Origin of the sequence: Ancylobacter rudongensis (assembly GCF_900100155.1) — a bacterium.
Taxonomy (GTDB): Bacteria; Pseudomonadota; Alphaproteobacteria; order Rhizobiales; family Xanthobacteraceae; genus Ancylobacter; species Ancylobacter rudongensis.
The window spans coordinates 212112-238734 of record NZ_FMTP01000002.1 but is presented as its reverse complement, the minus strand read 5'-3'; the positions used below and the strand labels follow the sequence as shown (position 1 = coordinate 238734).

Annotated in this window: 23 protein-coding genes; 14 read left to right on the top strand and 9 right to left on the bottom strand. The window is 67.5% G+C overall.

What is annotated here, in order from left to right; all coding sequences use genetic code 11:
- Positions 1 to 5 precede the first annotated feature (5 nt).
- From cydB to BLO63_RS06080, 3 genes are read right to left on the bottom strand one after another with little or no spacing between them, the layout of a single operon-like run.
- The gene (gene cydB, locus BLO63_RS06090) at positions 6 to 1043 is read right to left on the bottom strand and encodes a cytochrome d ubiquinol oxidase subunit II (RefSeq protein ID WP_091437774.1); all 1038 of its coding nucleotides are present in this window, start codon (positions 1041 to 1043) and stop codon (positions 6 to 8) included.
- A 2-nt stretch (positions 1044 to 1045) separates the two neighbouring features.
- Entirely contained in the window at positions 1046 to 2461 is a 1416-nt protein-coding gene (locus tag BLO63_RS06085; RefSeq protein ID WP_091437772.1) for a cytochrome ubiquinol oxidase subunit I, read from the bottom strand.
- A gap of 1 nt (position 2462) precedes the next feature.
- Positions 2463 to 4763, bottom strand: coding sequence for an FdhF/YdeP family oxidoreductase (locus BLO63_RS06080; RefSeq protein WP_091437770.1), 2301 nt, complete (start codon positions 4761 to 4763; stop codon positions 2463 to 2465).
- Positions 4764 to 5120: 357 nt separating this feature from the next.
- Between BLO63_RS06080 and BLO63_RS06075 the strand changes: the two genes are divergently transcribed.
- From BLO63_RS06075 to BLO63_RS06050, 6 genes are all read left to right on the top strand, one after another.
- Positions 5121 to 7223 carry an FUSC family protein gene (locus tag BLO63_RS06075; RefSeq protein ID WP_342028850.1) on the top strand — a complete coding sequence of 701 codons (2103 nt, stop codon included), beginning with the start codon at positions 5121 to 5123 and terminating at the stop codon, positions 7221 to 7223.
- Between the two features lie 14 nt (positions 7224 to 7237).
- Positions 7238 to 7444, top strand: a complete 207-nt coding sequence (locus BLO63_RS06070) for a DUF1656 domain-containing protein (RefSeq protein WP_091437765.1) — start codon at positions 7238 to 7240, stop codon at positions 7442 to 7444.
- A 44-nt stretch (positions 7445 to 7488) separates the two neighbouring features.
- Complete coding sequence (locus BLO63_RS06065; RefSeq protein ID WP_244517665.1) at positions 7489 to 8418, top strand: efflux RND transporter periplasmic adaptor subunit; 930 nt, start codon at positions 7489 to 7491, stop codon at positions 8416 to 8418.
- Between the two features lie 200 nt (positions 8419 to 8618).
- Entirely contained in the window at positions 8619 to 8978 is a 360-nt protein-coding gene (locus BLO63_RS06060; RefSeq protein ID WP_091438761.1) for a response regulator transcription factor, read from the top strand.
- A gap of 150 nt (positions 8979 to 9128) precedes the next feature.
- Positions 9129 to 9905 carry an SDR family NAD(P)-dependent oxidoreductase gene (locus BLO63_RS06055; protein ID WP_091437763.1) on the top strand — a complete coding sequence of 259 codons (777 nt, stop codon included), beginning with the start codon at positions 9129 to 9131 and terminating at the stop codon, positions 9903 to 9905.
- Between the two features lie 22 nt (positions 9906 to 9927).
- Complete coding sequence (locus BLO63_RS06050) at positions 9928 to 11043, top strand: FAD binding domain-containing protein (protein ID WP_091437760.1); 1116 nt, start codon at positions 9928 to 9930, stop codon at positions 11041 to 11043.
- A 28-nt stretch (positions 11044 to 11071) separates the two neighbouring features.
- Here the strand turns inward: BLO63_RS06050 and BLO63_RS06045 are convergent, their stop codons facing one another.
- The 6 genes from BLO63_RS06045 to BLO63_RS06020 form a co-directional block, all read right to left on the bottom strand.
- Positions 11072 to 12262 (bottom strand): MFS transporter, encoded by a 1191-nt coding sequence (locus BLO63_RS06045; protein ID WP_091437757.1) that lies wholly within the window; start codon positions 12260 to 12262, stop codon positions 11072 to 11074.
- Positions 12263 to 12388: 126 nt separating this feature from the next.
- Positions 12389 to 14053: a Na+/H+ antiporter gene (locus BLO63_RS06040; protein WP_091437754.1), complete on the bottom strand. Its 1665-nt coding sequence runs from the start codon at positions 14051 to 14053 to the stop codon at positions 12389 to 12391.
- A 191-nt stretch (positions 14054 to 14244) separates the two neighbouring features.
- Complete coding sequence (locus tag BLO63_RS06035) at positions 14245 to 15846, bottom strand: 5-guanidino-2-oxopentanoate decarboxylase (RefSeq protein WP_091437751.1); 1602 nt, start codon at positions 15844 to 15846, stop codon at positions 14245 to 14247.
- 110 nt (positions 15847 to 15956) lie between these two features.
- Positions 15957 to 17147: a pyridoxal phosphate-dependent aminotransferase gene (locus tag BLO63_RS06030; RefSeq protein WP_091437748.1), complete on the bottom strand. Its 1191-nt coding sequence runs from the start codon at positions 17145 to 17147 to the stop codon at positions 15957 to 15959.
- Entirely contained in the window at positions 17122 to 17793 is a 672-nt protein-coding gene (locus BLO63_RS06025) for a TetR family transcriptional regulator C-terminal domain-containing protein (RefSeq protein ID WP_091437745.1), read from the bottom strand. The genes BLO63_RS06030 and BLO63_RS06025 overlap by 26 nt, the downstream gene beginning before the upstream one ends.
- Positions 17790 to 18668, bottom strand: coding sequence for a dimethylarginine dimethylaminohydrolase family protein (locus tag BLO63_RS06020; protein WP_091437741.1), 879 nt, complete (start codon positions 18666 to 18668; stop codon positions 17790 to 17792). Before BLO63_RS06020 ends, BLO63_RS06025 begins: the two co-directional genes overlap by 4 nt.
- A 245-nt stretch (positions 18669 to 18913) precedes the next feature.
- Between BLO63_RS06020 and BLO63_RS06015 the strand changes: the two genes are divergently transcribed.
- From BLO63_RS06015 to BLO63_RS05980, 8 genes are all read left to right on the top strand, one after another.
- Positions 18914 to 19687, top strand: coding sequence for an ABC transporter ATP-binding protein (locus BLO63_RS06015; RefSeq protein WP_091437738.1), 774 nt, complete (start codon positions 18914 to 18916; stop codon positions 19685 to 19687).
- A gap of 49 nt (positions 19688 to 19736) precedes the next feature.
- Complete coding sequence (locus BLO63_RS06010; RefSeq protein WP_091437734.1) at positions 19737 to 20498, top strand: transporter substrate-binding domain-containing protein; 762 nt, start codon at positions 19737 to 19739, stop codon at positions 20496 to 20498.
- 68 nt (positions 20499 to 20566) lie between these two features.
- Entirely contained in the window at positions 20567 to 21286 is a 720-nt protein-coding gene (locus tag BLO63_RS06005; protein ID WP_091437731.1) for an ABC transporter permease, read from the top strand.
- The gene (locus BLO63_RS06000; RefSeq protein ID WP_162841769.1) at positions 21283 to 22152 is read left to right on the top strand and encodes an ABC transporter permease; all 870 of its coding nucleotides are present in this window, start codon (positions 21283 to 21285) and stop codon (positions 22150 to 22152) included. Before BLO63_RS06005 ends, BLO63_RS06000 begins: the two co-directional genes overlap by 4 nt.
- Before the next feature lie 2 nt (positions 22153 to 22154).
- Positions 22155 to 23324, top strand: a complete 1170-nt coding sequence (locus BLO63_RS05995) for a M20 aminoacylase family protein (protein ID WP_091437728.1) — start codon at positions 22155 to 22157, stop codon at positions 23322 to 23324.
- Between the two features lie 30 nt (positions 23325 to 23354).
- Entirely contained in the window at positions 23355 to 24257 is a 903-nt protein-coding gene (locus BLO63_RS05990; protein WP_091437725.1) for a LysR substrate-binding domain-containing protein, read from the top strand.
- Positions 24258 to 24432: 175 nt separating this feature from the next.
- Positions 24433 to 25488, top strand: coding sequence for an ABC transporter ATP-binding protein (locus BLO63_RS05985; RefSeq protein WP_091438757.1), 1056 nt, complete (start codon positions 24433 to 24435; stop codon positions 25486 to 25488).
- 18 nt (positions 25489 to 25506) lie between these two features.
- A complete protein-coding gene (locus tag BLO63_RS05980) occupies positions 25507 to 26622 on the top strand; it encodes an ABC transporter substrate-binding protein (RefSeq protein WP_091437721.1) in 1116 nt (371 codons plus the stop codon).
- Position 26623 lies beyond the last annotated feature (1 nt).

The following is a 26623-nucleotide window of genomic DNA, read 5'->3' as shown; positions in this document are numbered from 1 at the left end:
CCGCGTCAGGAGCCGGCATGGCGGCCATAGGCGCCGTGCTCGTGAACGGTCTTGCCGCGAAACACCCAATAGGCGTGGGCCTGATAAGCGAGGACGATCGGGATGATGACCGCGACCCCCACCGCGAGGAAGGCGAGCGACTGTGGGTCGGACATGCCGTCCCACACCGTGACGTGGCGCGGCACGAGATAGGGCCAGAGGCTGACGATGAGCCCGATCAGCCCGAGCGCGAACAGGGCCAGCGCGAGCAGAAAGGTGCGGGCCTGCGCGCCTTCCCAGATCCCGCGCCAGAGCGCGACGATGACGGCAAGCGTCACCAGCGGCACGGGCGCGAGCAGGGCGAGATTGGGAAAGGCGAACCAGCGCGCCGCCACCTCCGGCACGCTCCAGGCGCTCCAGGCGCTCACCAGCGCCATCATCGCGGCCGTGAGGATGAGCGCGGCATGGGCGATCTCGCGGGCGAAGACCTGCGTCGCGCCGTCGGTCTTCCAGATCAGCCAGCCGGCGCCGATCAGCGCGTAGCCGCCGACAAGGCCGGCCCCGCACAGCACGCCGAGCAGGCTGAGGAAGCTGAACGGACCGCCCGAGAACATGCCGTTTTCCACCGGCACGCCATTGATCAGCCCGCCGAGGATCAGCCCCTGGCAGAAAGTGGCCAGCACCGAGCCGGCGAAGAAGGCGATGTCCCACACCAGGCGGAAACGCGTCGCCTGCAGGCGGAAGCCGAACGCCACGCCGCGGAAGATCAGCGCGAACAGCATGAACATGATCGGCAGGTAGAAAGCCGGCAGCAGGATATAGTAGCCGGCGGGGAAGGCGGCGAACAGCAGCGTGCCGCCCATCACAAGCCAGGTCTCGTTGCCGTCCCACACCGGCTCGATCGAGGTCATCATCAGGTCGCGATCGGCGTCGCGCGGGGCGGCGAGGAACAGGATGCCGACGCCGAGATCAAGCCCGTCGGCCAGTACATAGACCGTGACGCAGAACACGGCGACGGCGGCGAAGACCAGCGGCACAGTGTCCGCCTGCAGAAGTTCGGTCATGGTCAGGCCCTCGCTGGGTCGGTGCCGCGCGCGGGCGACGGGACGGGAGACGTGGTGAAGGCGCCGAGTGTGCTGCGCTCCATGCCGGGATGCTCGCGCGTCGGCGGCGATGTATCGATCGGGCCCTTCAGGGCGACCCGCCCGGCGAACCAGACGAAGGCCAGCAGCAGCACATTGTAGACGGCGAAGAAGATGAGGAGGCTGGTCGTCACCGCCCCGGCCGCGACAGGCGCGGCGGCATCCGCCGTGCGCAGCGCGCCATAGATGATCCAGGGCTGCCGCCCCGCCTCCGTCACCGTCCAGCCCGCCAGCACCGCGAGGAAGCCGAGCGGTGTCGTCGCCATGGTAAGGATCTGGAACCAGCGGGCGGTGAACAGTTTTCCGCGCAGGCGAAGGACGAAGCCGGTGATCGCGGTCGCCAGCAGCACCACGCCGATGCCGGCCATGATGCGGAAGGCGAAGAACACCACCGGCACATAGGGCTGGTCCGCCGGCGGCACCGCCTTCAGCCCCTGCACCTGCCCGTCCCAGCTATGGGTGAGGTAGAGGCTGGCGAGGTGGGGAATGTCGATGGCGTAGAGGTTCTTCTGCGCCGCCATGTCCGGCCAGGCGATCACCGTCATCGCCGGCCCCTTGGTGGTCTCCCACAGGCCCTCCATCGCCGCGAGCTTGGTCGGCTGCTCGACCATGGTGTTGCGGCCATGCATGTCGCCGATGACGATCTGCAGCGGCGCCAGCACCAGCGCCAGCCACAGCGCCATCGAGAACCCCGTGCGCGAGGCCGCCACATGCTGGCCGCGCCAGAGATGGAATGCCGAGACGCCGGCGATGACGAAGGAGCAGGTCAGGAAGCTCGCGCACACCATATGGGCGAGGCGATAGGGGAAGGACGCGGTGAAGATCACGTCCCACCAGCTCACCACATGATAGATGCCCTGGGCATCGGCCACCGCGCCGGCCGGGGTCTGCATCCAGCTATTGGCGGCGATGATCCAGGTGGAGGAGATCAGCGCCCCCATCGCCACCATCAGGCAGGCGAAGACATGCGCGCCCTTCGACACCCGCCCCTCGCCGAACAGCATGATGCCGATGAAGCCGGCCTCCAGGAAGAAGGCAGTCATCGTCTCATAGGCGAAGAGCGGCCCCAGCACATTGGCGACCGAGCGCGAGAAGCCGGCCCAGTTGGTGCCGATCTCGTAGCTCAGCACGATGCCGGTGACGACGCCCATGCCGAAGCCGAGCGCGAACAGCCGCATCCAGAACCGCATCAGGTCGCGATAGACCGTGTTGCCGGTGCGCCACCACAGGGCGCTGAGCACGGTGACGAACCAGGCGGTGCCGATGGTCAGCGTCGGCCACAAGATGTGGAAGCCGATGGTGAAGGCGAATTGCAGGCGGGAAAGCGCGACCGCGTCCATCTCACTGCGCTCCCGGCTGGGTGGTGGTCTTCACGAGGCGCACCGGCACCCCCTTCGACGAGGGGGTGAAGCTCTGCGGGTCATGCGCGTAGAGCGGCACCAGCGGGTTGGTCTCGGGGTAGTAGGCGGCGCAGCTGCCATCGGGGAAGCTGTAGGGCACGATCCTGAAGCCGCGCACCGCCCGCGCGATGCCGTCCTGCGACAGGGTGAGGATGTCGACCCGGTCATCGGCCTTCAGGCCGCGCCGGTTCATCTCCGTCTCATTGAGGAACAGCACGTCGCGCTGGCCGTAGACGCCGCGATAGCGGTCGGAGAGCGAATAGAGCGTGGTGTTGTACTGGTCGTGGCTGCGCACCGTGGTCAGCCACAGCGCCTGCGGATCATCGACGGCGGGGTCCTCGCACAGCCCCTCGCAGACCAGCAAATTGGCTTTGCCGGAGGGCGTTGCCCAGATCCGCTCGCGCGCCAGCGAGGTGAGGTGGAAGCCGCCGGGCTCCTTGATCCGCTCATTATAGCCCTGGAAGATCGGGAACACCGCCTCGATGTCCTCGCGGATCCGCGCATAGTCGGCGATCAGTTCCTCCCACGCGACCCTGGAGCCGGCGCCGAGTGTGGCGCGGGCCATGCCGGCGATGATGGCGGGTTCGCTCTTCAGCTGCTCCGAGGCCGGGCGGTTGTGGCCGCGCGAGGCATGCACCATCGACATGGAATCCTCGACCGTGACCGCCTGCGGGCCGCCGGCCTGCTCGTCCAGCTCGGTACGGCCGAGGCAGGGCAGGATCAGCGCCTCGCGGCCATGCACGATATGGCTGCGGTTCAGCTTGGTGGCGATGTGGACGGTGAGGTCGAGCCGGCGCATGGCGGCCTGGGTCTGCTCCCAGTCGGGAATCGCGGCGGCGAAATTGCCGCCCAGCCCGATGAAGACCCGGGCCTCGCCGCGCACCATGGCCTCCAGCGCGGTGACGACGTTGTGGCCGGGCGCACGGGGAGGCGAAAAGCCGAAGCGCGCCTCAAGCGCATCGAGCAGGGCATCGCTCGGCACTTCGGTGATGCCGACGGTGCGGTCGCCCTGCACGTTGGAATGGCCGCGCACCGGGCAGATGCCGGCACCCTCGCGGCCGATATTGCCGCGCAGCAGCGCGAGGTTGGCGAGTTGCTGGACGTTCTGCGTGCCGTGGCGGTGCTGGGTGATGCCCATGCCGAAGACGAGGATCGCCCGCTCGGCCTTCATATAGGCGTCGGCGGCGAACGCGATATCGGCACGCGCAATGCCGGATTTGCGCTCGATATCCCCCCATTGCGTCGCCTTCAGATCGGCGATCAGCGCGTCGATGCCAATGGTGTGGCCGTGGATGAAATCCCAGTCCAGCACCGGGCCCCGTCCCTCCGTGCGGGCGCTCTCGTCCGCCTCGACCATCCGCTTCATCATGCCCTTGATCAGCGCGACATCGCCGCCGACCCGGACCTGGTACAGACGCTGGGAAATCGGCGTCGAGGTGAGGGTCGCCATCTCCACCGGGTTCTGCGGCGCCTGGAAACGCTCCAGCGCCCGCTCGCGGAACGGGTTGAACGACAGGATGGTGGCGCCGCGCCGCGAGGCGTTGCGCAGGTCCGTCATCATGCGCGGGGAGTTGGTGCCGGGATTCTGGCCGAAAATGAAGATGCAATCGGCCTTCTCGAAATCCTCCAGCAGCACCGTTCCCTTGCCGACGCCGAGCGACTGCGGCAGGCCGACGCTGGTGGCCTCGTGGCACATGTTGGAGCAGTCGGGGAAGTTGTTGGTGCCGTATTCGCGGGCGAACAGCTGGTAGAGAAACGCGGCTTCATTGGAGGCGCGGCCCGAGGTGTAGAAATCCGCCATGTTCGGGTCCGGCAGCGCCTTGAGATGGCGCGCGACGATGGCGAAGGCCTCGTCCCAGCTCACCGGCACATAGGTGTCGGTATAGGCGTCGTAGCGCATGGGATGGGTCAGCCGCCCCTGCATTTCCAGCTCGAAATCGGTAAAGGCCTCCAGCTCGGAGACAGTGTGGGCGGCGAAGAAGTCGGGCGTGCAGCGCTTCGTGGTCGCCTCCCACGCCACCGCCTTGCCGCCATTCTCGCAATATTCAAACGGCGAGGGGTTCTTCGGGTCGGCCCAGCCGCAGCCGGGGCAGTCGAAGCCGCCATGCTGGTTCATGCGTGCGAGCGTCGCCATGCCGGAGAGGGCGATGTCCTGCTCGGCAAGGGCGGTGCCCATCGCCTTCAGCGCGCCCCAGCCACCGGCCGGCTCGTGATAGGGACGAATAGTCTTCACAACGCCCATGAAAGTCTCCTACCGCATGGCTTGAGAGATCGGTCGGCGTGTCACCGCCATGGGAATCGCTGCGCTAAAGAAGTTCGCTCAGCCAGCCCGTCGTTATCTAAAGACGAGAGCGGGGGCGGATAAATGATCTCATCATATGCGGGCAATAAACCTAGGTATTACGGCTTCTGCTCATGGTGGGTGTGACCGCCCGTTTCGCCCGCACCGCGCGGGCGGGGTGACGGGGGCGGGCGTTCAGCTCGCGGCCCGATCCCGCGATCGGGCAACGGGCAGACCCGTGGACGGGTGGGCGGCGCGGCATACCAAAGTGCGATGCGCCCGTACCGCTGTATGATTTTCCCTCGCCGCGCAGTGCCTATGCTGGCTCAACGATCCTTGGGAGCGAGCCCGGCAAGGCTAGAGATGAGCGACGTATATCAAAGGTCCTTTGGCGCGTTTGGCCGCCCGCTTGCAGTCGTCGCTGCGGCGCTGGCGCCTGTTTCCTTCCTGGGACCCCGCCTCGTGTTCGGTCTGCGCCTCGCTACGTCCGTGTCTCTCGCGCTTTACATCACCTATTATCTCGAACTGCAGAACTCGTTCTGGGCGGCGACGACCGCCGCCATCGTCTGCCAGCCCAATCTTGGCGCCTCGCTGCAGAAAGGGCGCTACCGCGCGATCGGCACCATCATTGGTGGGCTGGTGATGGTGGCTTTGCTGGCGGTGTTCCCGCAGCAGCGCAACTCACTGCTGTTCTGCCTGGCGCTGTGGTGCGGCCTGTGCGGCTTCGCGGTGGTGATGCTGCGCAACTTCGCCTCCTATGCCGCCGCCCTTGCCGGCATTACGGCGGTGATCATCTTCGCCGACACGCTGGCGGACCCCGGCACGGCCTTCTTTCTCGCCGTCATTCGCGTGGGCGAGATCTGCATCGGCATCGCGTCGGCCGGGTTTGTGATGGTGCTCACCGATTTCGGCGCCGCGCGGCAGCTTCTCGCCCGCACGCTGCGGCAGACGGCCGGGCAGGTCGCGTCCGGCTTCATCGCGACGCTGGCCCAGAGCGGCGAGACGCCCGAGCTTGTGTCCGCGCGACGCGGCGTGACCCGGAACCTTGGCACGCTTCATACCCAGATCGACGCCGCCATCGGCGAGTCCTCCTATCTCCGCTCCCGCGCCGGCAATCTCCAGATCATGATGGAGGCGCTGGTCGGCGCCCTGGTCGGCTGGCGCAATGCCGGCGCCCATCTGGCGCTGCGCGGGGGCTGTCCGGCATTGATCCGCGCGCAGCTGCTGCCGCTGCTGGAGCGCATCGACCTGGCGCAGCTCGACCGCGCGCCCCGGCAGCTGCGCCAGACCGTCGAGGAGGTGAGGGCCCAGCTGCGGGCGCTTCCCATCGCCGATTCCGCCAGCTGCATCGTCATCGAGGCGGCGCGCGACGTCGTGTCCGGGCTGGCCGGCCTTATCGACGGGATTCTTCTGCTGCGCGATCGCAGGAGCCCGCGCCTGAAGCCACCCCGGAATCCCTTCGTCATCGCCGATGCGCTGCCGGCTCTGCTGAACGGGCTGCGCGTTTTCGCGGCGGTGCTGGCGATGTCGGCCTTCTGGGTGGTGTCCGCCTGGCCGAACGGGGCCTTCGCCATCGTGTTCGCCGCCGTCGCCACGCTGGTCTTCGGCGCGTTCGGCGACCAGGCCCGGGCGGGGGCGAAGGACTATGCGCTGGGCGCGGCCTTGATGGCCGTTCTGGGCGGCGTGCTCTATTTCGGCGTGCTGCCGTCGCTGTCGACCTTTCCCGCTCTCATCGCACTGATCGTCCTCCTCTTCGTTCCACTCGGGATGCTGCAGGCGGGGAGCTGGCACAGTGTCGTCTTCCTCGCCATGTCCATCGCCTCGCTGCCGCTGCTCGGGGTGGGAAACCCGATAACCTACGACGCCGTCAGCTATTTTAACCTTGCGCTGTCGATCGTTAGCGGCACCGTCATCGGCACGCTGTTCTTCGTCGTCATGCCGACGATTCCGCCGCCGCAGCGCGCCCGCCGCCTTCTCGCCCTCTCGCTCCGCGATTTCCGCCGACTGGCAAGCAAGGGGTCGGCTGATTTTTCTCGCTGGAACAAGCTGTTAGCGCGGCGCGCCGAGGCGCTGCCGCCGCAGGCGACGCCGGAGGAAGCCGGCGCGCTAATGGCGCTGCTCGCGCTCGGCCAGGCCGTCATCCATCTCAGGGCCCTGCTTCCCGACGAACCCGCTGCCGGCCTGCTGGCGCACGCTCTCGCTTCCCTCGCCGAAGGGCGGACCGCTAAGGCTAAGGATTCATTGCAGAAATTAGCAGAGGTGGCGGGTGCGGGGGCAGCCGCCCCGGGCGCCGCACCTGCCGCACCGCTTGTCCAGGCGCGTGCGGCGGTGGAGGTGATCATCGATGCCATCGACCTCCACACCGAATTGCTTACGTCGCGCGTCGACACGCGCGCGCTCTTCCTGTCGAGCTTCAGTTGAGAAAGCAGGAACCCATGTACACGGAGATCAACATTCTCGGGGTCTATGTCGCTCCCTTCGCCGTAATGATGCTGGCGGCCTGGGTGGCGACATTTCCATTAAGCCTGGTGGCCAATCATTTCGGGATTTCCCGTCGGGTATGGCATCCCGGCCTGTTTAATCTCTGCATCTACATCATCATTCTTTCACTCATCGTCCTTTATGCGGGGCCGCGGCAATGACCATGATCCATCCGGCCGATGACCGGCCATCGCCATTTCGATCCATGCTGTCGGTCTTGCTGACCCTGTCCGCCCTCGCCGCCGCCATCCTGCTCGGCTGGTGGATGTGGCAGGCCTATATGACAAGCTCCTGGACGCGCGACGGCACCGTGCGCGCCTATGTGGTGACGGTCACGCCGCAGGTCTCGGGCCGCATCGTCGAACTCCCGGTCAAGGGCGACCAGTTTGTGCGCAAGGGCGATCTGCTGATGGTGATCGAGCCTGACGACTACCAGATCGCGCTCGCCAATGCCGAAGCCGCCGTCGCCCGCGCCAAGGCCGATCTCGACAACAAGCAGGCGGAATCGCAGCGGCGCGCCCAGCTCACCGCCATTGCCGTGTCCAAGGAAGAGCAGCAGAGCTTCGCGGCCGTGGCGGACATGGCGGCGGCGGCGTATCAGCAGGCGCTCGCCAATCGCGACCAGGCCAGGCTGAACCTCGGCCGCACGCGGATCGTCTCGCCGGTGAATGGTTACGTCACCAATCTTCTCGCCCAGCCCGGCGACTATGCCACCAACGGGCAACGTGTCCTCTCCGTGGTGGACAGTGACAGTTTCTGGGTCGACGCCTATTTCGAGGAATCGGTGCTCAGCGGCATCCATGTCGGCGACACGGCCCGGGTCGCTCTCATGGCCTATCCCCAAAAGCTGACCGGCAGGGTCACGGGCATTGGGCGCGGCATTGCCGTTCCCAATGCGCAGCCCGATGGTTCCGGCCTTGCCACGGTCAACCCGGTCTTCACCTGGGTCCGGCTTGCCCAGCGGGTGCCCGTGAGGATCGTCCTGGACCATGTTCCGCCGGACATCACGCTCGCGGCCGGCCTTACCGCGACCGTATCGATCGTAGCCTCTTCCGAAGCCGGAGAGGACGCGAGAGGGCCGGGCGAAGCTGCAAGCGCGCCGGTGGTGGCGCCGCCGGTAAATAAGTTGCCTTGACCTGGCAAAGAGTCGCGCGCGACGGCGTTGTTGGCAGGACGTTGCCACTGCACCGGCATGCGCTCCCGGTAACGGGCGGCTTGATAAAGCCCCCTATGATACCTGAACATCTGGCGCCCAGATTTTCATAAGAGGGCTGGGCAAAAACGGGCGGCATCGCTGGTCAGCGAGAAGGATTATTGGACGTGCGCCAGGACACGATGATTTCGATCATCGACGATGATGACGCTGTGCGAGCCGCAACCGCCAGCCTTGTTCGATCGTTGGGTTTCAGGACGAGCATGTTCGCTTCGGCCGACGATTTCCTCCGCTCGCCGCAGGTGCGTGACAGCAATTGCGTGATCACCGATGTGCAGATGCCGGGCATGTCTGGCCTCGAACTGCAGAACCGCCTTCTGGCCGAAGGGCATCACGTGCCGCTGATCTTCATCACGGCTTTCCCCGAGGAACGGGTGCGCCGTCAGGCGATGTCCGCCGGGGCGGTCGGTTTTCTCAGCAAGCCTTTCGACGGCAACGACATGATCGACTGCATCGACAAGGCACTCAACCGAGCCGGCTGAAGCGGAAGGCTTCGCCCGGTTCCGCGCATGAGCGGGCGAACCGGACAGCCGGTGTCCAGGCTCCTTCTATCTTCGCGTCCAGCGCCAGAAATTACAGGCCCATCGATCGCCATTCGGCGGCCGGGCCGGTTATCGCGACAGGAGCAGGGGATGAAGATCGATCTTTCCGGCAAGTCCGCCCTCGTCACCGGCTCGACCGAGGGCATCGGTTTCGCCATCGCCAAGGGCCTCCAGGAGGCGGGAGCGCGCATCGTCATCAATGGCCGCACCCCGGCCAAGGTCGACGTCGCCCTGAGCCGCCTCGGTGGCTCGGCACGGGGGCGCGCGATTGATCTCGGTACGCCGGACGGCGTGCGGGAACTGATCGCGAAGGAGCCTTCCTTCGACATCGTGGTGAACAATCTCGGCATCTTCCAGCCCTCGGACTTCTTCGACACGACAGACGAAGTGTGGGAACGGCACTGGCAGGTCAACGTCATGTCAGGGGTGCGCCTCGCCCGGGCCTATCTGCCCGGCATGGCCGCGCGCGGCTGGGGCCGCATGATCTTTCTGGGATCTGAATCCGCCTTCAATATTCCGGTGGAGATGGTCCATTACGGGGTGAGCAAAACCGCCGATGTCGCGCTTGCCAGAGGTCTGGCCAAGCGGATGGCCGGCACCGGCGTCACTGTCAATTCGATCCTGCCCGGGCCGACCCTGTCCGAGGGCGTGGCCGAAATGCTCAAGGCCGACGTCGCCAGCGGGAAGACCCTGGAACAGGCCGGGGTCGACTTCGTGAAAGCGCACCGTCCGACTTCGATCATCCGCCGGCCGGCCTCTGTCGAGGAAGTGGCGAACATGGCGGTCTACATCGCCTCGCCGCTCGCCTCGGCCACCACCGGCGCCGCGCTGCGGGTCGATGGCGGCGTGATCGACTCCCTCATCTGACGGCCGGCGAGGAGCGCCCCTCATGAACGCTCGCATCCTCATTGTCGGCGGCTCGATCGGCGGCCTGTTCGCCGCCGTGCTGCTGAACCGCGCCGGCTTCGATGTCACCGTCACCGAACGCTCAATCCACGGTCTGGAAGGACGCGGCGCCGGGCTCGTCGCGCAAAGCGAGGTCTTCGATATCCTTCGCGAGGTCGGCGTCGCGCACATGGTGCAGATCGGGGTGGAGGCGCGCGAGCGGATTTATCTCGACCGCGCGGGCGACATCATCCATCGGCAGCGCACGCCGCAGACGCAACTGTCCTGGGACGTGCTGTTCCGCACCTTTCGCGAGTTGCTGCCCGATAGCCACTACCAGAAAGGCCAGCGTGCGGTCGACATCCGGCAGGGCTTAGAGGGCGTGCGGGTGCGCTACGCCGATGGCGGCGAGGAGCGGGCGGATGTTGTGATCGGCGCCGATGGTATCGGTTCCGCGGTGCGGTCCGCCGTCTGCGGCCCGCACTCCCTGCCGGGCTATGTCGGCTACGCCACCTGGCGTGGCCTGGTGCCCGAAGCTGAAATCCCGTCGGCGGCCGCCGAACAGCTCTTCGAGCGCTTCGCCTTCTATGAAGTGCCCGGATCGCAGATTCTTGGTTATCTCGTGCCGGGATCAGACGGCGCGACCGCTGTCCGCCGTCGCCGCTATAACTGGGTCTGGTACCGCCGCTACACACCTGATGAACTCCACGCGGTGCTGACCGACGCCGGCGGGGTGCGTCGTCCCTTCTCGCTCGCCCCCGGTCATATGCGGTCCGAGGTCGTCGCCGCGATGCGTGCCGATGCCGAGCGGCTGCTGCCGCCCTCCTTCGCTGCGGCCGTTGCGGCCGAGCCCCGCCCTTTCATTCACGCCATTTTCGATTATGCGCCGGCCCATATGGTCGCGAGCCGCGTGGCGCTGATGGGCGATGCCGCCTTCGTGGCGCGCCCGCACACTGCGATGGGCGTCGCGAAAGCCGCCGGCGACGCTTTCGCCCTGCGCAATGCCTTGCGCGCAACACCCGACATCGAGGCCGCCCTTGCCGCCTATGAGGCGGAGCGAGCGCCGGTCGGGCGCTCGATCGTCGCCTATGGGCAGCGGCTGGGGCACTCCCTGGGTTAGCCTGCCGACCCTTGCAACGGCCGCAGGCTCAGCGCCGGAACCATGCCAGCGCCTGAAGGCCTGCCGCAACGGCGGCGAAGCCGGTGCCGAGGACGCTCACAAGCAGCCAGCCCCCGGCTCCCCAGACCACGGTCGCCAGCGCGGAACCGAGCGCGCCACCCAGGAACATCGCTCCCATCAGCACCGTGTTGAGCCGGGCGCGCGCTTGCGGACGCAGGGAGAAAACGATGTGCTGGTTGGAGACCAGCGCTGTCTGCATGCCGAAATCGAGCAGAATCACGCCCACAACCAGACCGGCCAGCGAGCCCCAGACGCCGAACACCGCCCAGGACAGCAAGGTGACGGCGGTGCCCAGGACCACGGCCCGGCTCGGCCCATGCCGATCGGCGAAGCGGCCGGCGAGCGGGGCGGCGAGAATGCCGACGGCGCCGACCAGACCGAAGAGGCCCGCGACATCCGCTCCAAGGCTGAACCGTGGCTGTTCGAGGCGGAAGGCGAGGATCGTCCAGAACACGGTGAAAGCGCCGAACAGCGCAGCCTGCGTCAACGCTGCCAGGCGGAGCGCCGGAAACGCGAACCAGAGATGCCAGATCGAGTGCAGCAGCCGGCCATAGCTCATTCGAGAGTCTGGCGGGCTGTGCGGCAGGATCGCCGCCATCAGGCCTGCCGCCGCCAGGGCCATGGGGACAGCCAGCCAGAACATTTCCCGCCAGCCGCCATGGGTGGCGACAAACCCCGCCAGCGTGCGGCTGAGAAGGATGCCGGTAAGCAGACCGGCCATCACCGTGCCGACGGTCGCCCCGCGCCGCTCCGGCGCTGCCATATGGGCGGCGAGCGGTACGATCTGCTGCGCGACGGTGGACGCCAGGCCGACGAGAAGCGAGGCGAGCACGATCAGCAGCGCGCTCGGTGCCAGTGCTGCCAGCACCAGTGCGGCGGCAAGCACGATGAACTGGCCGACGATGAGACGCCGACGCTCCATCAGATCGCCCAGCGGCACCAGCAGGAAGAGGCCGAGCGCGTAGCCGAGCTGGGTCGCGGTCGGTATCGCGCCCGCCAGGCTGCCCGGCAGGTCCTGCTCGATCAGGGCGAGCATCGGCTGGTTGTAATAGATATTCGCGACGGCGATGCCGGAGGCGGTAGCCATGGCGAAGGTGGTGCCCGCGCCGATCCTGGCCTTCACAGCTGCGCCATTATCGATCTTCTCGTGTTTCGACATCGCCCCTATTCCTGCATGTGAGGGAGCCATCTCGGCTGTCGTGCGCAGGAAAATTAGGACCGCGCGGAGGCTACTGATATCGGCCGTTCGGTTGCTTGCCTCATACGTGAGTGTGCGTGGCGGTAGTCACGCCGTTTCCGGCGGCGAGAGATAGTAGGTTTCGGCGAGATCGGTTTCCCGCATCAGAGTTCGCGCGAGATCATTTGAGATGTGTCGCTTGCGCGCCATGCCGATGACGGCGGCGCGCTCCGCCCGCAGGGCCAGGAGGCGCAGCGCGCGCTCGTCCTGCCGCGCCTGTTCCATCTCGCCCCGATCGTCCTTCGGCGCGGCTTCGGCGTGGCCGGACAGGTGTTCGAGGCGGCGCTGATAGTCCCCGGTCACACGCGCCGCGGCGGCGATGAACCCCGTCTGCGGGTTGGCGCGCTCAGCCCCGGCGGTCGCGACCGCCGCCAGCGCGGCCTGGGTGGCCTGGATGCGCGCTTCCAGCGCGGCTTTGCTGCCGTCGGGCTCCAGCGGAGAGGTCACACCGCGCAGCAGACGCGGCAGGGCCAGATTGGCCAGCACGAGCGAGGTGACGATCACGCCTGCCGCCAGGACGATGACGAGGTCGCGGGCCGGAAATGCCGTGCCGTCATATCCGGTAAGCGGAATGCTCATCGCTCCCGCCAGCGTGACCGCCCCCCGCACGCCAGCCACCGACATGGCGGCGACCAGACGCCAGTTCGGCCGAGGACCGATCGCGTCGCCGCCGATCGCGTCGCCGCCGGGCCGGCGCAGACGGATGATGGCGGTGACCCAGACGAAGCGGAGCAGCGCCAGCGCCACGGTGATCAGCGTGATACAGCCCGCCAGCCACGCCAGACTTCGGTGCCCGTCCTCGGCCACGCTGGCGTTGATGTTCGCGAGCACGTTCGGCAATTGCTCGCCCAACAGAAGGAATATAATGCCATTGAGCGTGAACTGGAGCGTTTCCCAGACGGTCGTCCGCCGAAGGCGCGTCATCGGAAGCGTGATGCCGCGCACTTCAAGCCGGCTCATCACCATGCCGGCGGAGACCGCCGCCAGAACCGCCGAGCAGCCGGCGCCGTCGGCAATAAGGTAGGCCCCGTAGGGCACGAGCAGGCTGATGATGATCTGCGTGGATGTAACTTCGCCCAGTTGCGAGCTCACCCACGTCTTGGCGCCGGAAACGGCCCATGTCAGCGCCGCGCCGATCAGCACGCCGCCGATGGCGGTCCATGCCAGTTCGGCCAGTGCATCCCAGAAATGGAAGGTTCCCGTTACGGTCGCCGCGACGGCGAGACGCAGACACACGAGCCCGGAAGCATCGTTGAACAGTGCCTCGCCCTGGAGGATGCGCAGCATGCGGCGCGGCACCGGCACGTTCGCCACCATCGCCCCGGCGGCCACGACATCGGTCGGCGACACCACGGCCGCGAGGGCGAAGCAGACCGGGAGCGGCATCGCCGGCACCAGTACATGCAAGGGGTAGCCGATGCCGAGGACCGTGAAGAAGACGAGGCCGAAGGCCAGGGAGAGCACGGTCCCGGCATTGTCCAGGAGGTCTTCCGTGGGCACGCGCCACCCATCGAGAAAAAGCAGCGGCGGCAGGAAAAGGAGGAAGAAGAGTGCGGGATCAAGTGTCACGCTGAACGGGCCGACCCGGCCGAGCGCGGCGCCCAGCGCGATCTGGACAAGAGGCAAAGCCACCCGGTCGCGCAGCGTGCCCGCGATCCAGTGGCTCACAACGACGCCGAGCAGCAGAACAAGCACGATGTAGAAGTGATGCATGCCGGGCGCCCGCTTTCTGAACGGGCGAGGCTAGACGAACCAGACCGCGCGTCTTTCGCGAAGCCACGCTGCAAGGTGCAACGACCGAGCCGCTCAGGCACAGGCGATATCTGGAATCGTCCGCGTGGCCGGGGCCGATCCAGAACGTTGCGCCGATTGGCGGCCGGCCCTCTGCAAGAGCGGGCCGCCGGTCAGGCGGTCGCGCCCCGTGTGTGCGTCTGGTGGATCTCGATCAGGCTCGGGCCGTTGCGCTCATTGGCCGAGGCGAGCGCGGCGCCGAGTTCCCCGACATCCGCGAGACGGACCGCCGGCACGCCATAGGCCCGCGCCACGGTGAGGAAATCCGGCGCCGAGGGCTTCACGCCTTCCGGGGTGATGCCGCACTCGATCATGTAGGTCTCGATCTCCTGATAGCCGTCATTGTTCCAGACGAGGAAGATCACCTTCGCCCCCGCATCCACCGCCGAGCCGATCTCGGCGAGCGAGAACTGGAAGCCACCATCGCCGGTGAGGCAGACGATGGGCCGGCCGGGCGCGCCCAGCGCGGCGCCGATCGCGGCCGGCGGGCCATAGCCCAGCGCGCCAAAGCCGGTTGCCGCGTTGAACCAGGACAGCGGGCGGCCAAGATCGAGATAGAGATTGCCGGCATAGACCGCCTGGGTGGAATCGCCGACGATGATGGCGTCGGGCAGGGCGGCATAGATCGCGCCGATCACGCCGATCTCGGTGCGGATCTTCGGCGTCAGGCCCTGCCACGCCGCCTCGCGCACCGCCGCCGCCCGCGCCGCCCCATCGCCGGTACGGGCGGTGACGAGCGGGGCGAGGCCCTCCACCACTGCCGCCACCGTGGAGAGCACGGCAAGGTCGGCGCGGGGTTCGCGGGCGAGCTGGAGCGCGTCGATGTCGATCCGGACGAATTTGGCGAGCGGCGGGAAGCGGCCGTCGGCATACATGTCGTAATCGGTCTGGCCCATCTCGGTACCCAGCCCGAGGACGAGATCGGCTTCGGCGATCAGGTCGCGGGCCGCGGCGAGGCTCGGGCTCGCCGGCACGCGCAGGGGATGGCCGGCGAGCAGCCCGCGGGCATTGACCGTCATCACGACAGGGGCGTCGAGCCTTTCCGCCAGCGCCTGCACCGCGCCGGCCGCCGAGACGGCGCCGCCGCCGCACATAAGCACGATGCGCCGGGCGCCGTCGCACAAGCTGGCGATCTGGCGCAGCGTCGCCGGCGCCGCGCCGGGCCGCGCCGACACGGTGGCCTTGGCGACGAGCGCGCCGGCCGGCAGCGGCATCACATCGGTCGGGATCTCGATATGCACCGGCCCGGGCCGCACTGATCCCATGACGGCGAAGGCCTGCGCCACCACCGAGGCAAGCTCCGCCGGATCGTTCAGCGTCCAGGACGCGGTGGCGAAGCTCTTCATCAGCGCGGCCTGATCGGGCAATTCGTGCAGGCAGCCCAGGCCCTGGCCGAGGGAAGAGCGCCGATTGACGCCTGAAATCACCAGCATGGGCACCGAATCCTGCCGCGCCTGCGCCATGGCGGTGATGGTGTTGGTGAGCCCCGGACCGGTGATGACAAACGCGACGCCCGGCTTGCCGGTGACGCGGGCATAGCCGTCGGCCATGAAGCCCGCGCCCTGCTCATGGCGTGGGGTGATGTGGCGGATCGTCGAGCCGGCGAGCCCGCGATAGAGCTCGACCGTGTGGACGCCGGGAATGCCGAACACCACCTCGACGCCATTGGCTTGCAGGAGGTCGATCAGCGCCTCCCCGACCGTCTTAACACCCATGCCCGTTCTCCCGATCCGCCATGCCCGGCCGCGACCCGTGCGCCGCTCTCACTCTTTGTTCTTTCGCAATTCCCCTCGCAAAACCGCTCTGCGCTTTTGCGGGAATGGCTCTAGGCCCGCCGGACCTTCCGTCGCCCCGAGCGCGCGGCCAGCGCCGCCATGCGCCGGCAGGCTTCCTCGATCCTGTCGTCCGGCACGGTGAGGCTGAGGCGGATGAAATTGTTGCCGCCGGCGCCGAAGGCCGAGCCGGGCATGACCGCGACCTCCTCCTCGTCGAGCAGGGCCCAGGCGAAGTCCTCGCCGCTCATGCCGGTGTCGCGGACATCGATGACGATGAACATGCCGGCCTCGGGCGGGAAGGGCACCAGCCCCGGCGCGTCCGACAGAGCGGCGCGGATGATGTCGACGCGCCGGCGATAGGCGCGGCGCATGATCTCCGACGTGTCGACGGGATTGTCGAGCGCATAGGCGGTCATGTCGGCGATGAAGGGCTGCTGCCCGAACAGCATGGTCTCGGAAACCGAAAGCAGCCGGGCACACAGTTCCGCCGGCCCGATCGCCCAGCCGCTGCGGAAGCCCGGCGCGGCGTGCGACTTCGAGATGGAGGAGCAGGCGATGGTGCGCTCGGCCAGCGCGGGATCTTCGAAGGGCGAGGCGAAGCGGCCCTCGAGGATCAGTTCCTCATAGACCTCGTCGGAGACGATCCAGAGGTCGTGACGGCGGCACACCTCGCCGATGGCGGCGATCTCGCCGGCGGTCAGCACCGCGCCGGTCGGGTTGTGCGGCGTGTTGAGCAGCAGCACGCGGCACTGCGGGGTGATGGCGCGCTCAAGGTCCTCGGCCTGCATGTGGAAGCCCTTTTCCGGGCGCAGCGGCACGGGCACCATGTCGGCGCCGGTGGCGCGGACCACGCCTTCATAGGTGGCGTAGAGCGGATCGCCCACCAGCACCGCGTCGCCCGTCTCGACAAGGCCGAGCATGACGGCGAAAAGCGCCGTCTGGGTGCCGGGGAAGCAGAGCACGTTCTCGGCCGTCACGCCCGGCCGGCGCCGGGCATATTTGCGCACCAGCGCGTCGACCACGCCCGGCTCGCCGCGTCCGTTCGAATAGCGGTGGCGGCCGGCGGCCATGGAGCGGGTGGCCTCGGCGATCAGCCGCTCATGCGGCGGCAGGTCGGGCTCGCCGATGGTCAGTTCGATGATCGGCAGCCCCTTTTCCTTGCGACGGCGCGCCTCGACATGCACCGCCCATTTCTCGGAGCCGAGGCGGGCGAGCCTATCGGTGATGGATGCGTAGCGCATCGCGGTACTCCCGGTCGGTCTCGGTGGGGGTTGGCGGCTTGATCGGATGGCCGATCAGCGCCTCGATGGAGGAAAAGGCGATCGAGACCAGCTCGCCTTCCCCGAACAGTTCGCCGGCGAGGCAGCCTTCCAGCCAGAGGCCGTCGAGGATGCCGTTCATGGCGATGGCGAGCGTGCAGATACGCGCGGGATCGGCCGCCACGCCCCTGGCGGCGAAGAAGTCGGCCAGCAGCTGCTCCAGCTCCTGGCGGAAGCTCAGATAGCCCTCACGGTGGATCGCCGCGAGAGCGGGGTCGACGCTGACCCGGCTGATGAACGCGGCCCACAGCGACAGGCTGCGGCTGTTGGCGACCGGCTCGGTCAGGTTGACGAAGATGAAGCTGGCGAGCCGCTGCTCGGGCGTGCCGTCGAGGTTCTTCGCCTTCTCGGTCAGCCGGGTGATGAGCACCTTGTAGGCTTCCTGGAGGATGACGTCCTTCGATGCGAAATAGTGCCGGATCAGGCCCGCCGTCACGCCGGCCTTGTCGGCGATCTGCCGCACGGTCGCGCCCTGCAGCCCGGCTTCGGCAATGCAGTCGAGCGTCGCCTCGATCAGGTCGTGGCGACGCTCGGCCTCGGTGGCCCTATGGAAGTCCCGGCGGCTCATGCCGCGCGACGCAGCACCGGCCGCGTCAGGCAGGTCGGGCCACCCTCGCAGGCGATGCACAGCGCGTCGGCGGCGAAGGTCGAGACGGTGCAGCCGGCGGCCTCCATCGCGGCCTTTGTCGCGGGGAAGCCCTCGACCATGATCACCTCGCCCGGCCGTGTGGGCAGCACGTTCAGCGACAGGCCGTTGCTGGCGTGGAACTCGTCGGCGGGAGCCTCGATCAGGCGGATGCCGCGCGCCTTGAGCAGCTGGTAGAACGCCGCTGGCAGTAGCGGGGCGAAGACCAGCGCCAGGTCGTCGGCCAGCGGGCTGATGACGCTCATGAGATGCAGGCAGGCCTCTTCCCCCTGCCAGAGCGGCAGGTCGAAGCCGAGCACGGCGACCCCGTGGGGGGCGAGGAGGGCGCCCAGCTGGTCGATGCCCTCCTGATTGGTCCGCACGCCGCGCCCGACGATGAGCGTGCGCGCATCGAGCCACACGCAGTCGCCGCCCTCCACCGTGCCGGGGGCGTCGATGCGCCCGAGGATCGGAATCTGCCGCGCGGCATAGGCCCTCTCATGCAGCGCGGGCTCGTCGGCACGCAGCGGCTTTCCCATGCGCAGGATGATCGCGCCATGGTCCGACATCAGCGAGGGATCATGGGTGAACATGGCATCGGCCAGCCCGTCGCCCTCGTCGTCCAGCCAGATGATCTCGGTGCCGGACTGCTCGATCAGCTGGGCGAAGGCGCGGTACTGGTAGACCGCTTTCGCGCCGTCAAAGGTCGGGCCGTAATGCCACCGCGCGGGGTCCGCCTGCATCAGGCTGGGGCCGGGCCGGCGCATCAAGACGCGCTGCAGCGGCGCCGACATATCCTGAGACCCGAAACCCGACATATGATACCTCTTTGACGGTGAACTGCCGAAATTTTGGCACTGCACAAAAACATCGCCTACGGATTTGTTATACGCTTGAATAACTGCGAGGGAAAGTGCACGTTTAGCCTGTGAGATGGGTGCGCGGAGCGGTGGCCCGCCATTTGCCTCGGGGTTCCGGCGATGGTTGGTGGCGGTTTCGGCAGGGATGAGGGAGACGGCATGAGCCAGATGCCTTGGTGTCAGCCTCCGGAGGCGCCCATCCGATGACGGAGCGCGCCGAGGCCATCGCCGTTCGCGACCTTTACAAGCGCTTCGGGGCGCTGGAGGTCCTCAAGGGCATCTCGCTCACGGCGCGCGAAGGCGACGTCATCGCCATCATCGGCGGCTCTGGCTCGGGCAAGTCCACCTTCCTGCGCTGCATCAACATGCTGGAAGTGCCGAGCCGCGGCTCGGTGGCGATCCGTGGCGAGGAGATCGCGCTCAGATCCGACCGCCTTGGCGGCCTCACCCCGTCGGACCGCCGGCAGGTGCAGCGCCTGCGCGCCCGCCTCGGCATGGTGTTCCAGAGCTTCAACCTCTGGCAGCACATGACCATCATCCAGAATGTCATCGAGGCGCCGGTGCATGTGCTCGGCGTGCCGAAGGCCGAGGCGATCGAGCGCGGCGAAGCGCTGCTGCGGCGCGTCGGCCTGTTCGACAAGCGCGACGTCTACCCGGCCTTTCTTTCCGGCGGCCAGCAGCAGCGCGCGGCCATCGCGCGGGCGCTGGCGATCCAGCCGCATGCGATGCTGTTCGACGAGCCGACCTCCGCCCTCGACCCGGAACTGGTCGGCGAGGTGCTGGGCGTCATCGGCGATCTGGCGCAGGAGCAGCGCACGATGATTCTCGTGACGCACGAGATGAAGTTCGCCCGCAACGTCGCCAGCCACATCGTGTTCCTCGCCCACGGCGTGATCGAGGAACAAGGACCGCCGGAGCAGATCTTCGGCGACCCGAAGTCGGAGCTGCTGAAGAAGTTCATCAGCTCCAGCCACTGAAAAAGCCCGGGAACCAGAGGGGAAAACGATGAAACACGCATTCAGGACGATGATCGCCGCCACCATTATCGGCCTTGCCGGCGCCTGTGGCGCGGCCGCCGAGCCGCTCAAGGTCGGCTTCGCCGCCGAGCCCTATCCTCCCTTCGCCTCGCCCGATGCCAGCGGCAACTGGGAAGGCTGGGAAGTCGAGTTCATGCAGGCCATGTGCAAGCAGGCCAAGCTCGAATGCGTCATCACCCCCGTCGCCTGGGACGGCATCATCCCGGCGCTGACCTCCAAGAAGATCGACATGATCGTCGGCTCGATGTCGATCACGCCGGAGCGCCTGAAGACCATCGACTTCTCCGACAAGTACTACAACACGCCGACCGGCGTGATCGGCCCGAAGAGCGAGAAATTTGCCGCGACGCCGGAAGGCCTCAAGGGCAAGACCATCGGCGTGCAGGTCGCCACTATCCACCAGGACTACGCCACCAAATATTTCGGCGGCGCCGGCGCGACCGTGAAGGAATACCAGACGCAGGACGAGGTCAATGCCGACCTCGCCGCCGGGCGCCTCGATGCGGTGCAGGCCGACGCCATCGCGCTCGACGCCTTCCTCAAGTCCGACCAGGGCAAGCAGTGCTGCGACCTGAAGGGCAATGTGAAGGATGACCCGGAAATCCTCGGTGCCGGCGTCGGCGTGGGCCTGCGCAAGGGCGACACCGAGCTGAAGGACAAGATCAACGCCGCGATCAAGGCGATCCGTGCCGACGGCACCTATGACACCTTCTCGAAGAAGTATTTCGACTTCGACGTCTATGGCGGCTGAGCGCTAGGGGGCTGGGCCGGGCCGGCGCCCGGCGCCGGCCCGTGCGTCTCCACGTCCGAGAGGGGCTCATGGCGGCTGACATGATCAATTGGAGCCTGCTGGCACTCGAGCCGCCCGGCTGGGGCGGCGTGCTGCTCGCCGGCCTGATGAACTCGATCAAGATCGCGCTCGGCGGCTATTCGCTCGGGCTCGTGCTCGGCACTGGCGGCGCCTTCGGCAAGCTCTATGGCGGCCCGGTGCTGCGGGACCTGATGGAGGTCTACACCACCGTCGTGCGCGCCGTGCCCGAACTGGTGCTGATCCTGCTGCTCTATTACGCCGGCACCGACCTGCTGAACCGCGTCAGCGCCGCGCTCGGCTATGGTTCGGTCGACATTAGCGGGCTGGCGGCGGGCATCTTCGTCATCGGCGTGGTGCAGGGCGCCTATTCGACCGAGGTGCTGCGCGGGGCGATCCTCGCCGTGCCGGCCGGCCAGATCGAGGCGGCGCGGGCTTTCGGCATGTCGCCGCTGATGATCATGCGGCGCGTCACCCTGCCGGCCATGCTGCCGCATGCCCTGCCGGGGCTCTCCAATCTCTGGCTGATCTGCACCAAGGACACCGCTCTGCTAGCGGTGGTCGGCTTCAGCGAGCTGACGCTGGTGACCCGTCAGGCGGCGGGTACCACGAAAGCCTACATGCTGTTCTTCTGCGCGGCGGGCGTGCTCTATTTGCTGCTGACGCTGGTCTCCAGTCTCATCATCCGTGTCATCGAGGCCCGCGCCCGGCGCGGTTGGGCGGCACGATGAAGGGCGAGCGAGGAGCCAGCGCGCCCGAGGCGCGGGTCACGCTGCCGCCGGAGGAGAGCACGCTCGACGCGACCGCGCTGACCAGCCTGCCGCGCGGGCGGGCCCTGCTGGAGCCGCACCGCATCGCCCTGATGGCGGTGGCAGCGGGGATCGTGTTCTGCGCCGCCTGGTTCATGCGCTGGGACTGGCTGCCGCAATATGCCGGGGCGATCGCCTCAGGGGTCGGCGTCACCCTGCTCATGCTGGTGAGCACCTCGCTCCTCGGCTTCTTCTTCGCTGTGCCGATCGCGCTGGTGCAGGTGACAGGCCCCTGGTGGCTGAGCCTGCCGGCGCAGGGCTTCTGCACGGTCATCCGCGGCACGCCGCTGCTGCTGCAGCTCTGGCTGCTTTATTACGGGCTCGGTTCGCTGTTTCCGCAGTTCCCGGAAATCCGGCAGTCCTTTCTCTGGCCCTATCTGCGCGAGGCCTGGCCCTATGGCGTGGCGGCGCTGACCCTCTCTTTCGCGGCCTATGAGGGCGAGGTGATGCGCGGTGCCTTCGCCGGCGTGCCCAGGGGCGAGCTGGAGGCGGCCCGCGCCTATGGCATGAGCCGCTGGAAGCTGTTCTGGCGCATCTGGCTGCCGCGCGCCGTGCACCGCGCGCTGCCCACGCTCAATGGCGAGACGGTGCTGCAGCTGAAGGCCACGCCGCTGGTGGCCACCATCACGGTGATCGATGTCTATGCGGTCATTTCCAAGATCCGGCAGGTCACCTATCTGACCTACGAGCCGCTGCTGCTGCTGGCGCTGATCTACCTGATTCTGACCGCCCTGCTCGTCGCGGCGTTCCGCTATTTCGAGAAGAGAATACCAACCCGGAGTGCCTGAAGATGAACGTTCGCGTCCTGCTCACCAACGCAATGCCCGAGCTGGTCGCGCTGCGCCGGGACCTGCACGCCCATCCCGAGCTCGGCCTTGAGGAGGTGCGCACCTCCGATCTCATCGCCCGCCAGCTTGACGCCCTCGGCTACCAGGTCACGCGCGGCCTCGCCCGGACCGGGCTCGTCGCCACGCTGTCCAACGGCAGCAGCGGGCGTTCGGTCGGCGTGCGTGCTGACATCGACGCGCTGCCGATCCTTGAGGAGACAGGCCTGCCCTATGCCAGCAAGACGCCGGGGCTGATGCATGCCTGCGGCCATGACGGGCACACCGCCATGCTGCTGGCCGCGGCGCGGGCGCTTGCCGAGCGGCGGCATTTCGATGGCACGGTGCATCTCATCTTCCAGCCGGCGGAAGAGAATTTCGGCGGTGCGAAGATCATGGTGGAGGAGGGGTTGTTCGACCGCTTTCCCTGCGACGCGGTGTTCGCCCTGCATAATGACCCCGACGTGCCCTTCGGCACTTTCGTGTTTCGCGACGGGCCGATCATGGCGGCGGTCGACGAGTGCCGCATCACCGTCCATGGCCGCGGCGGGCATGGGGCGGAGCCGCAAGCGACCGCCGATCCCATCGTCGCCGGGGCCTCCATCGTCATGGCGCTGCAGTCCATCGTCGCGCGCAACATTCACCCGATGGACCCGAGCGTGATCACGGTCGGCGCCTTCCATGCCGGGGCGGCGAGCAATGTCATCCCCGAGCGCGCCGAGCTGGTGGTCGGCATCCGCTCCTTCGATCCCGGCGTTCGCGACGAGCTGGAGCGCCGCATCCGGCTGATCACTGAGGGACAGGCGGCGAGCTACGGCATGAGCGCGACGGTGGATTATCAGCGCAGCTATGACGCTACCATCAACCACCCCGCCGAGACCGCTTTCCTGCGCGAGCTCGCGACGCGCTTTGCCGGGCCGGAGAAGGTGCGGGAGATGGCGCGCCCCAGCATGGGCAGCGAGGATTTCGCCTATATGCTGAAGGCGCGGCCGGGCAGCTATTTCTTCCTCGGCGGGCGGATGTCGGAGGCCGACCGGCCGCTGCATCACCCCGGCTACAATTTCAATGACGACCTGCTGCCGATCGGCGCCGCCTTCTGGACGGAGCTGGTCGAGGCCTATCTGAAGCCGGTGTGAGCGGCGGCGTCGCGCGAAGGACGAGAAGCGATGCGCCTCCCCTCGACACAGGCCCTGCGGGCGCTGGAAGCCTTCGCCCGGCACGGCACGCTCTGGCAGGCAGCCGCCGAGCTGAACATCACCCGCAGCGCGGTCAGCCACCAGCTGCGCTTCCTGGAACAGGATCTCGGCTTCGACCTGCTGCAGCGGGCCGGCAAGGGCGTGATGCTGACGCCGCAAGGCAAGCGCTACGCCGCCGATGTGCGCATCGCGCTGGCGCTTATCGCCGATGCCGCCGTGCACTATGGCGATCGCGGGCTGCTGCAGGGGGCGATCACGGTCAGCTCGACCCCGGGCTTTGCCACGTTCTGGCTGTGTGTCCATGTCGCCGAGTTCCGCCAGCTGCATCCGGGCGTGACGCTGCGCATCGTGACGCCGCCGCGGCTGGAGGATGTCGAGGCGCCGGGCGTCGACGCCTTCATCGCCTATGGGGATGGTGACTGGCCGCGCCACAGCGTGGAACTGCTCAGCGTCGTCGACTTCATGCCGGTGTGCAGCCCGGTGCTGCTCAACCAGCTTGGCGGCCTCAACGAACCCGTCGACGTGCTGCGCTCGGTGCTGCTGCATCTCGACGGGCTCGGCGACTGGCTCACCTGGCTGACGGCGGCCGGCGTGGTCGGGCCGCGCACGGATCATGGAGTGATCTTCTCCGACATGAACCTCGTGCTGGCGGCGGCGCTTGCGGGGCAGGGGATTGCCATCGGCGACAATTTCGTCTGCCGGCAGGCGGTCGAGACCGGGCGGCTGGTCGTGCCGTTCGATCTCACCATCCGTGCCGCGCGGGCCTATTATTTCGTCACGCCGCGCGACCGTCCGGGCAATCCGGCGATACAGGCCTTCGCGGCCTGGCTGAAATCGCGCCTCGTGCAGACCGCGCCTGTCATGCGCAGTTGAGTGATGCATTCCTGGGCGGCTCAACTGACGTGCCCAGGACGTCGGCAATGGGGTGAATATTATTCACGCCACATGGGATTTTTATTCATTTGAGGTGAGTGGATCGCGAGATTAGGATTTCTACATAGTAACGGAGCGCGCAGCGAACTTGAGCAAACGGGCTGTCGGGTTGCAGGTGATCGGGATCGGCAAGTCCTTCGGCCACTTCACCGCGCTGAAGGACATCACGCTCGACATCGCCCCCGGCGAGTTCCTGACCCTGCTCGGTCCCTCCGGCTCCGGCAAGACCACCTTCCTCATGGTGCTGGCCGGCTTCCAGGCGGCGAGCGAGGGCCGGCTGCTCAGCGACGGCGTCGACATCACCCGCAGCCGGGCGGAGGACCGCTCCTTCGGCATGGTGTTTCAGGGTTACGCCCTGTTCCCGCACAAGAGCGTCGCGCAGAACATCGCCTTTCCGCTGCAGGTGCGCGGCGTTGCCCGCGAGGACATCGCCCGCCGGGTCGACGCCATCATCGCCCGCGTCGGGCTGGTGGGGCATGAGAACAAGCGCCCCGCCCAGCTTTCCGGTGGCCAGCAGCAGCGCGTGGCGCTGGCGCGCGCGCTGGTGTTCGAGCCGCCGGTGCTGCTGCTCGACGAGCCGTTCTCGGCGCTCGACAAGCATTTGCGCGGGCGCATGCAGGAGGAGGTGGCGCGCCTGCATGGCGAGTTCGGCACCACCTTCGTCTTCGTCACCCATGACCAGAGCGAGGCGCTGTCGCTGTCCTCGCGCATCGCCATCTTCAATCATGGCCGGCTGCTTCAGGTCGGCGCGCCGCGCGACATCTATGAGCGGCCATCGAGCCGGTTCGTCGCCGAGTTCCTCGGGGAGATCAACCTGCTCCCCGTCGAGGCCATCGGCCATTGCGCGCGCGGCACCAGCGGCCTGTTCGAGGAGGTGCGCCTCACCGCGCCACGGCATGAAAACCTCAATGGCAGCGCCGTGCTGGCGGTGCGGCCCGAGCACATGTCGGTCAGCGCCGAGCCGCCGGCAGAGGGCAATGGCGTTCCCGCCCGGCTCGCCGGCACCACCTATCTCGGCTCGGCGATGCGCCTTGCCTTCGCCACAAGCAGCGGCACCCCGCTCACTGTGACCCTGCCGAGCGAGGCCGCCGGCCGCATCCTCGATCGCGGCCCGGACTTCTGGGTCACCTGGTCCTTCGACAATGGCTTCCTTCTTCCAGAGCAAAGCTGAAAACAGCAGGAGCACGCCGTGAACGACGCATTCCAGAAAGACTGCCTCGACATTCTCGCGGCGAAGGCCGCGCGTGGCGAGATCGACCGCCGCCGCTTCACCCAGCTCGCCGCGCTGATTTTCGGCGGCGCCCCGCTGCTCCTGCGCACGCCCGAGGCGCTGGCGCAGGTGCGCCAGCTCGTCCTCGTCAACTGGGGCGGCGACGCGCTGAAAGCCTATGACAAGGCCTATGGCCAGCCCTTCGAAAAGGCGACCGGCATCGTCGTCAAGGAGGACGGCACCGGCCCGACCGAGGGCGCCATCGCCGCCCAGTTCAAGAGCGGCAAGCCGACCTGGGACATCGTCGATGCCGACCCGTTCTCGGCGATCTCGCTCGGCAAGCAGGGCATGATCGAGCCAATTGACTACAGCGTCGTCGATAAATCGAAGATGCGCCCCGGCTTCGACTGGGAATACGCCGCCTCGACCTATTTCTTCTCCTATGTCCTGGCCTATGACGCGGAGAAATACGGCGCCAACCCGCCGAAGACGATGGCCGACTTCTTCGATGTGAAGACGTTCCCGGGCAAGCGCACCATGTATAAATGGGGCGCGGGCATGTGGGAGGCGGCGCTGCTGGCCGATGGCGTCGCTCCCGACAAGCTCTACCCGCTCGATCTCAAGCGCGCCCATGCCAAAATCGCCGCGCTGAAGCCGGAGGTCGTCGCCTATTGGGGCGGCGGCGCCGAGAGCCAGCAACTCATGCTGAGCGGCGACGCCTCGATGGGGCTGATCTGGTCGACCCGCGCCTCGCTGATCGAGAAGGATTCCGGCGGGCAGATCAAGTTCACTTGGAATCAGGGACTGCTGTCGCCGGGCGCGCTGGCGGTGATCAAGAACAACCCCGGCGGCAAGGAGAACGCGATGAAGTTCATCGCCTCGACCTCGGTGCCCGAGCGCCAGCTCGTGATGTTCGAGATGCTGGGGCAGGGGCCGGCGAACCCGGCGACCGATGCGCTGATCCCGGCCGACCAGAAGCGCTACAACCCGGTCGACCCCGCCAACATGAAGAGCCAGGTCGCGCTCGACATGCCCTGGTACGCCGACAATTACGGCGCGGCGCTGGACGAGTTCACCCGGGTCATCTCGGCGTGAG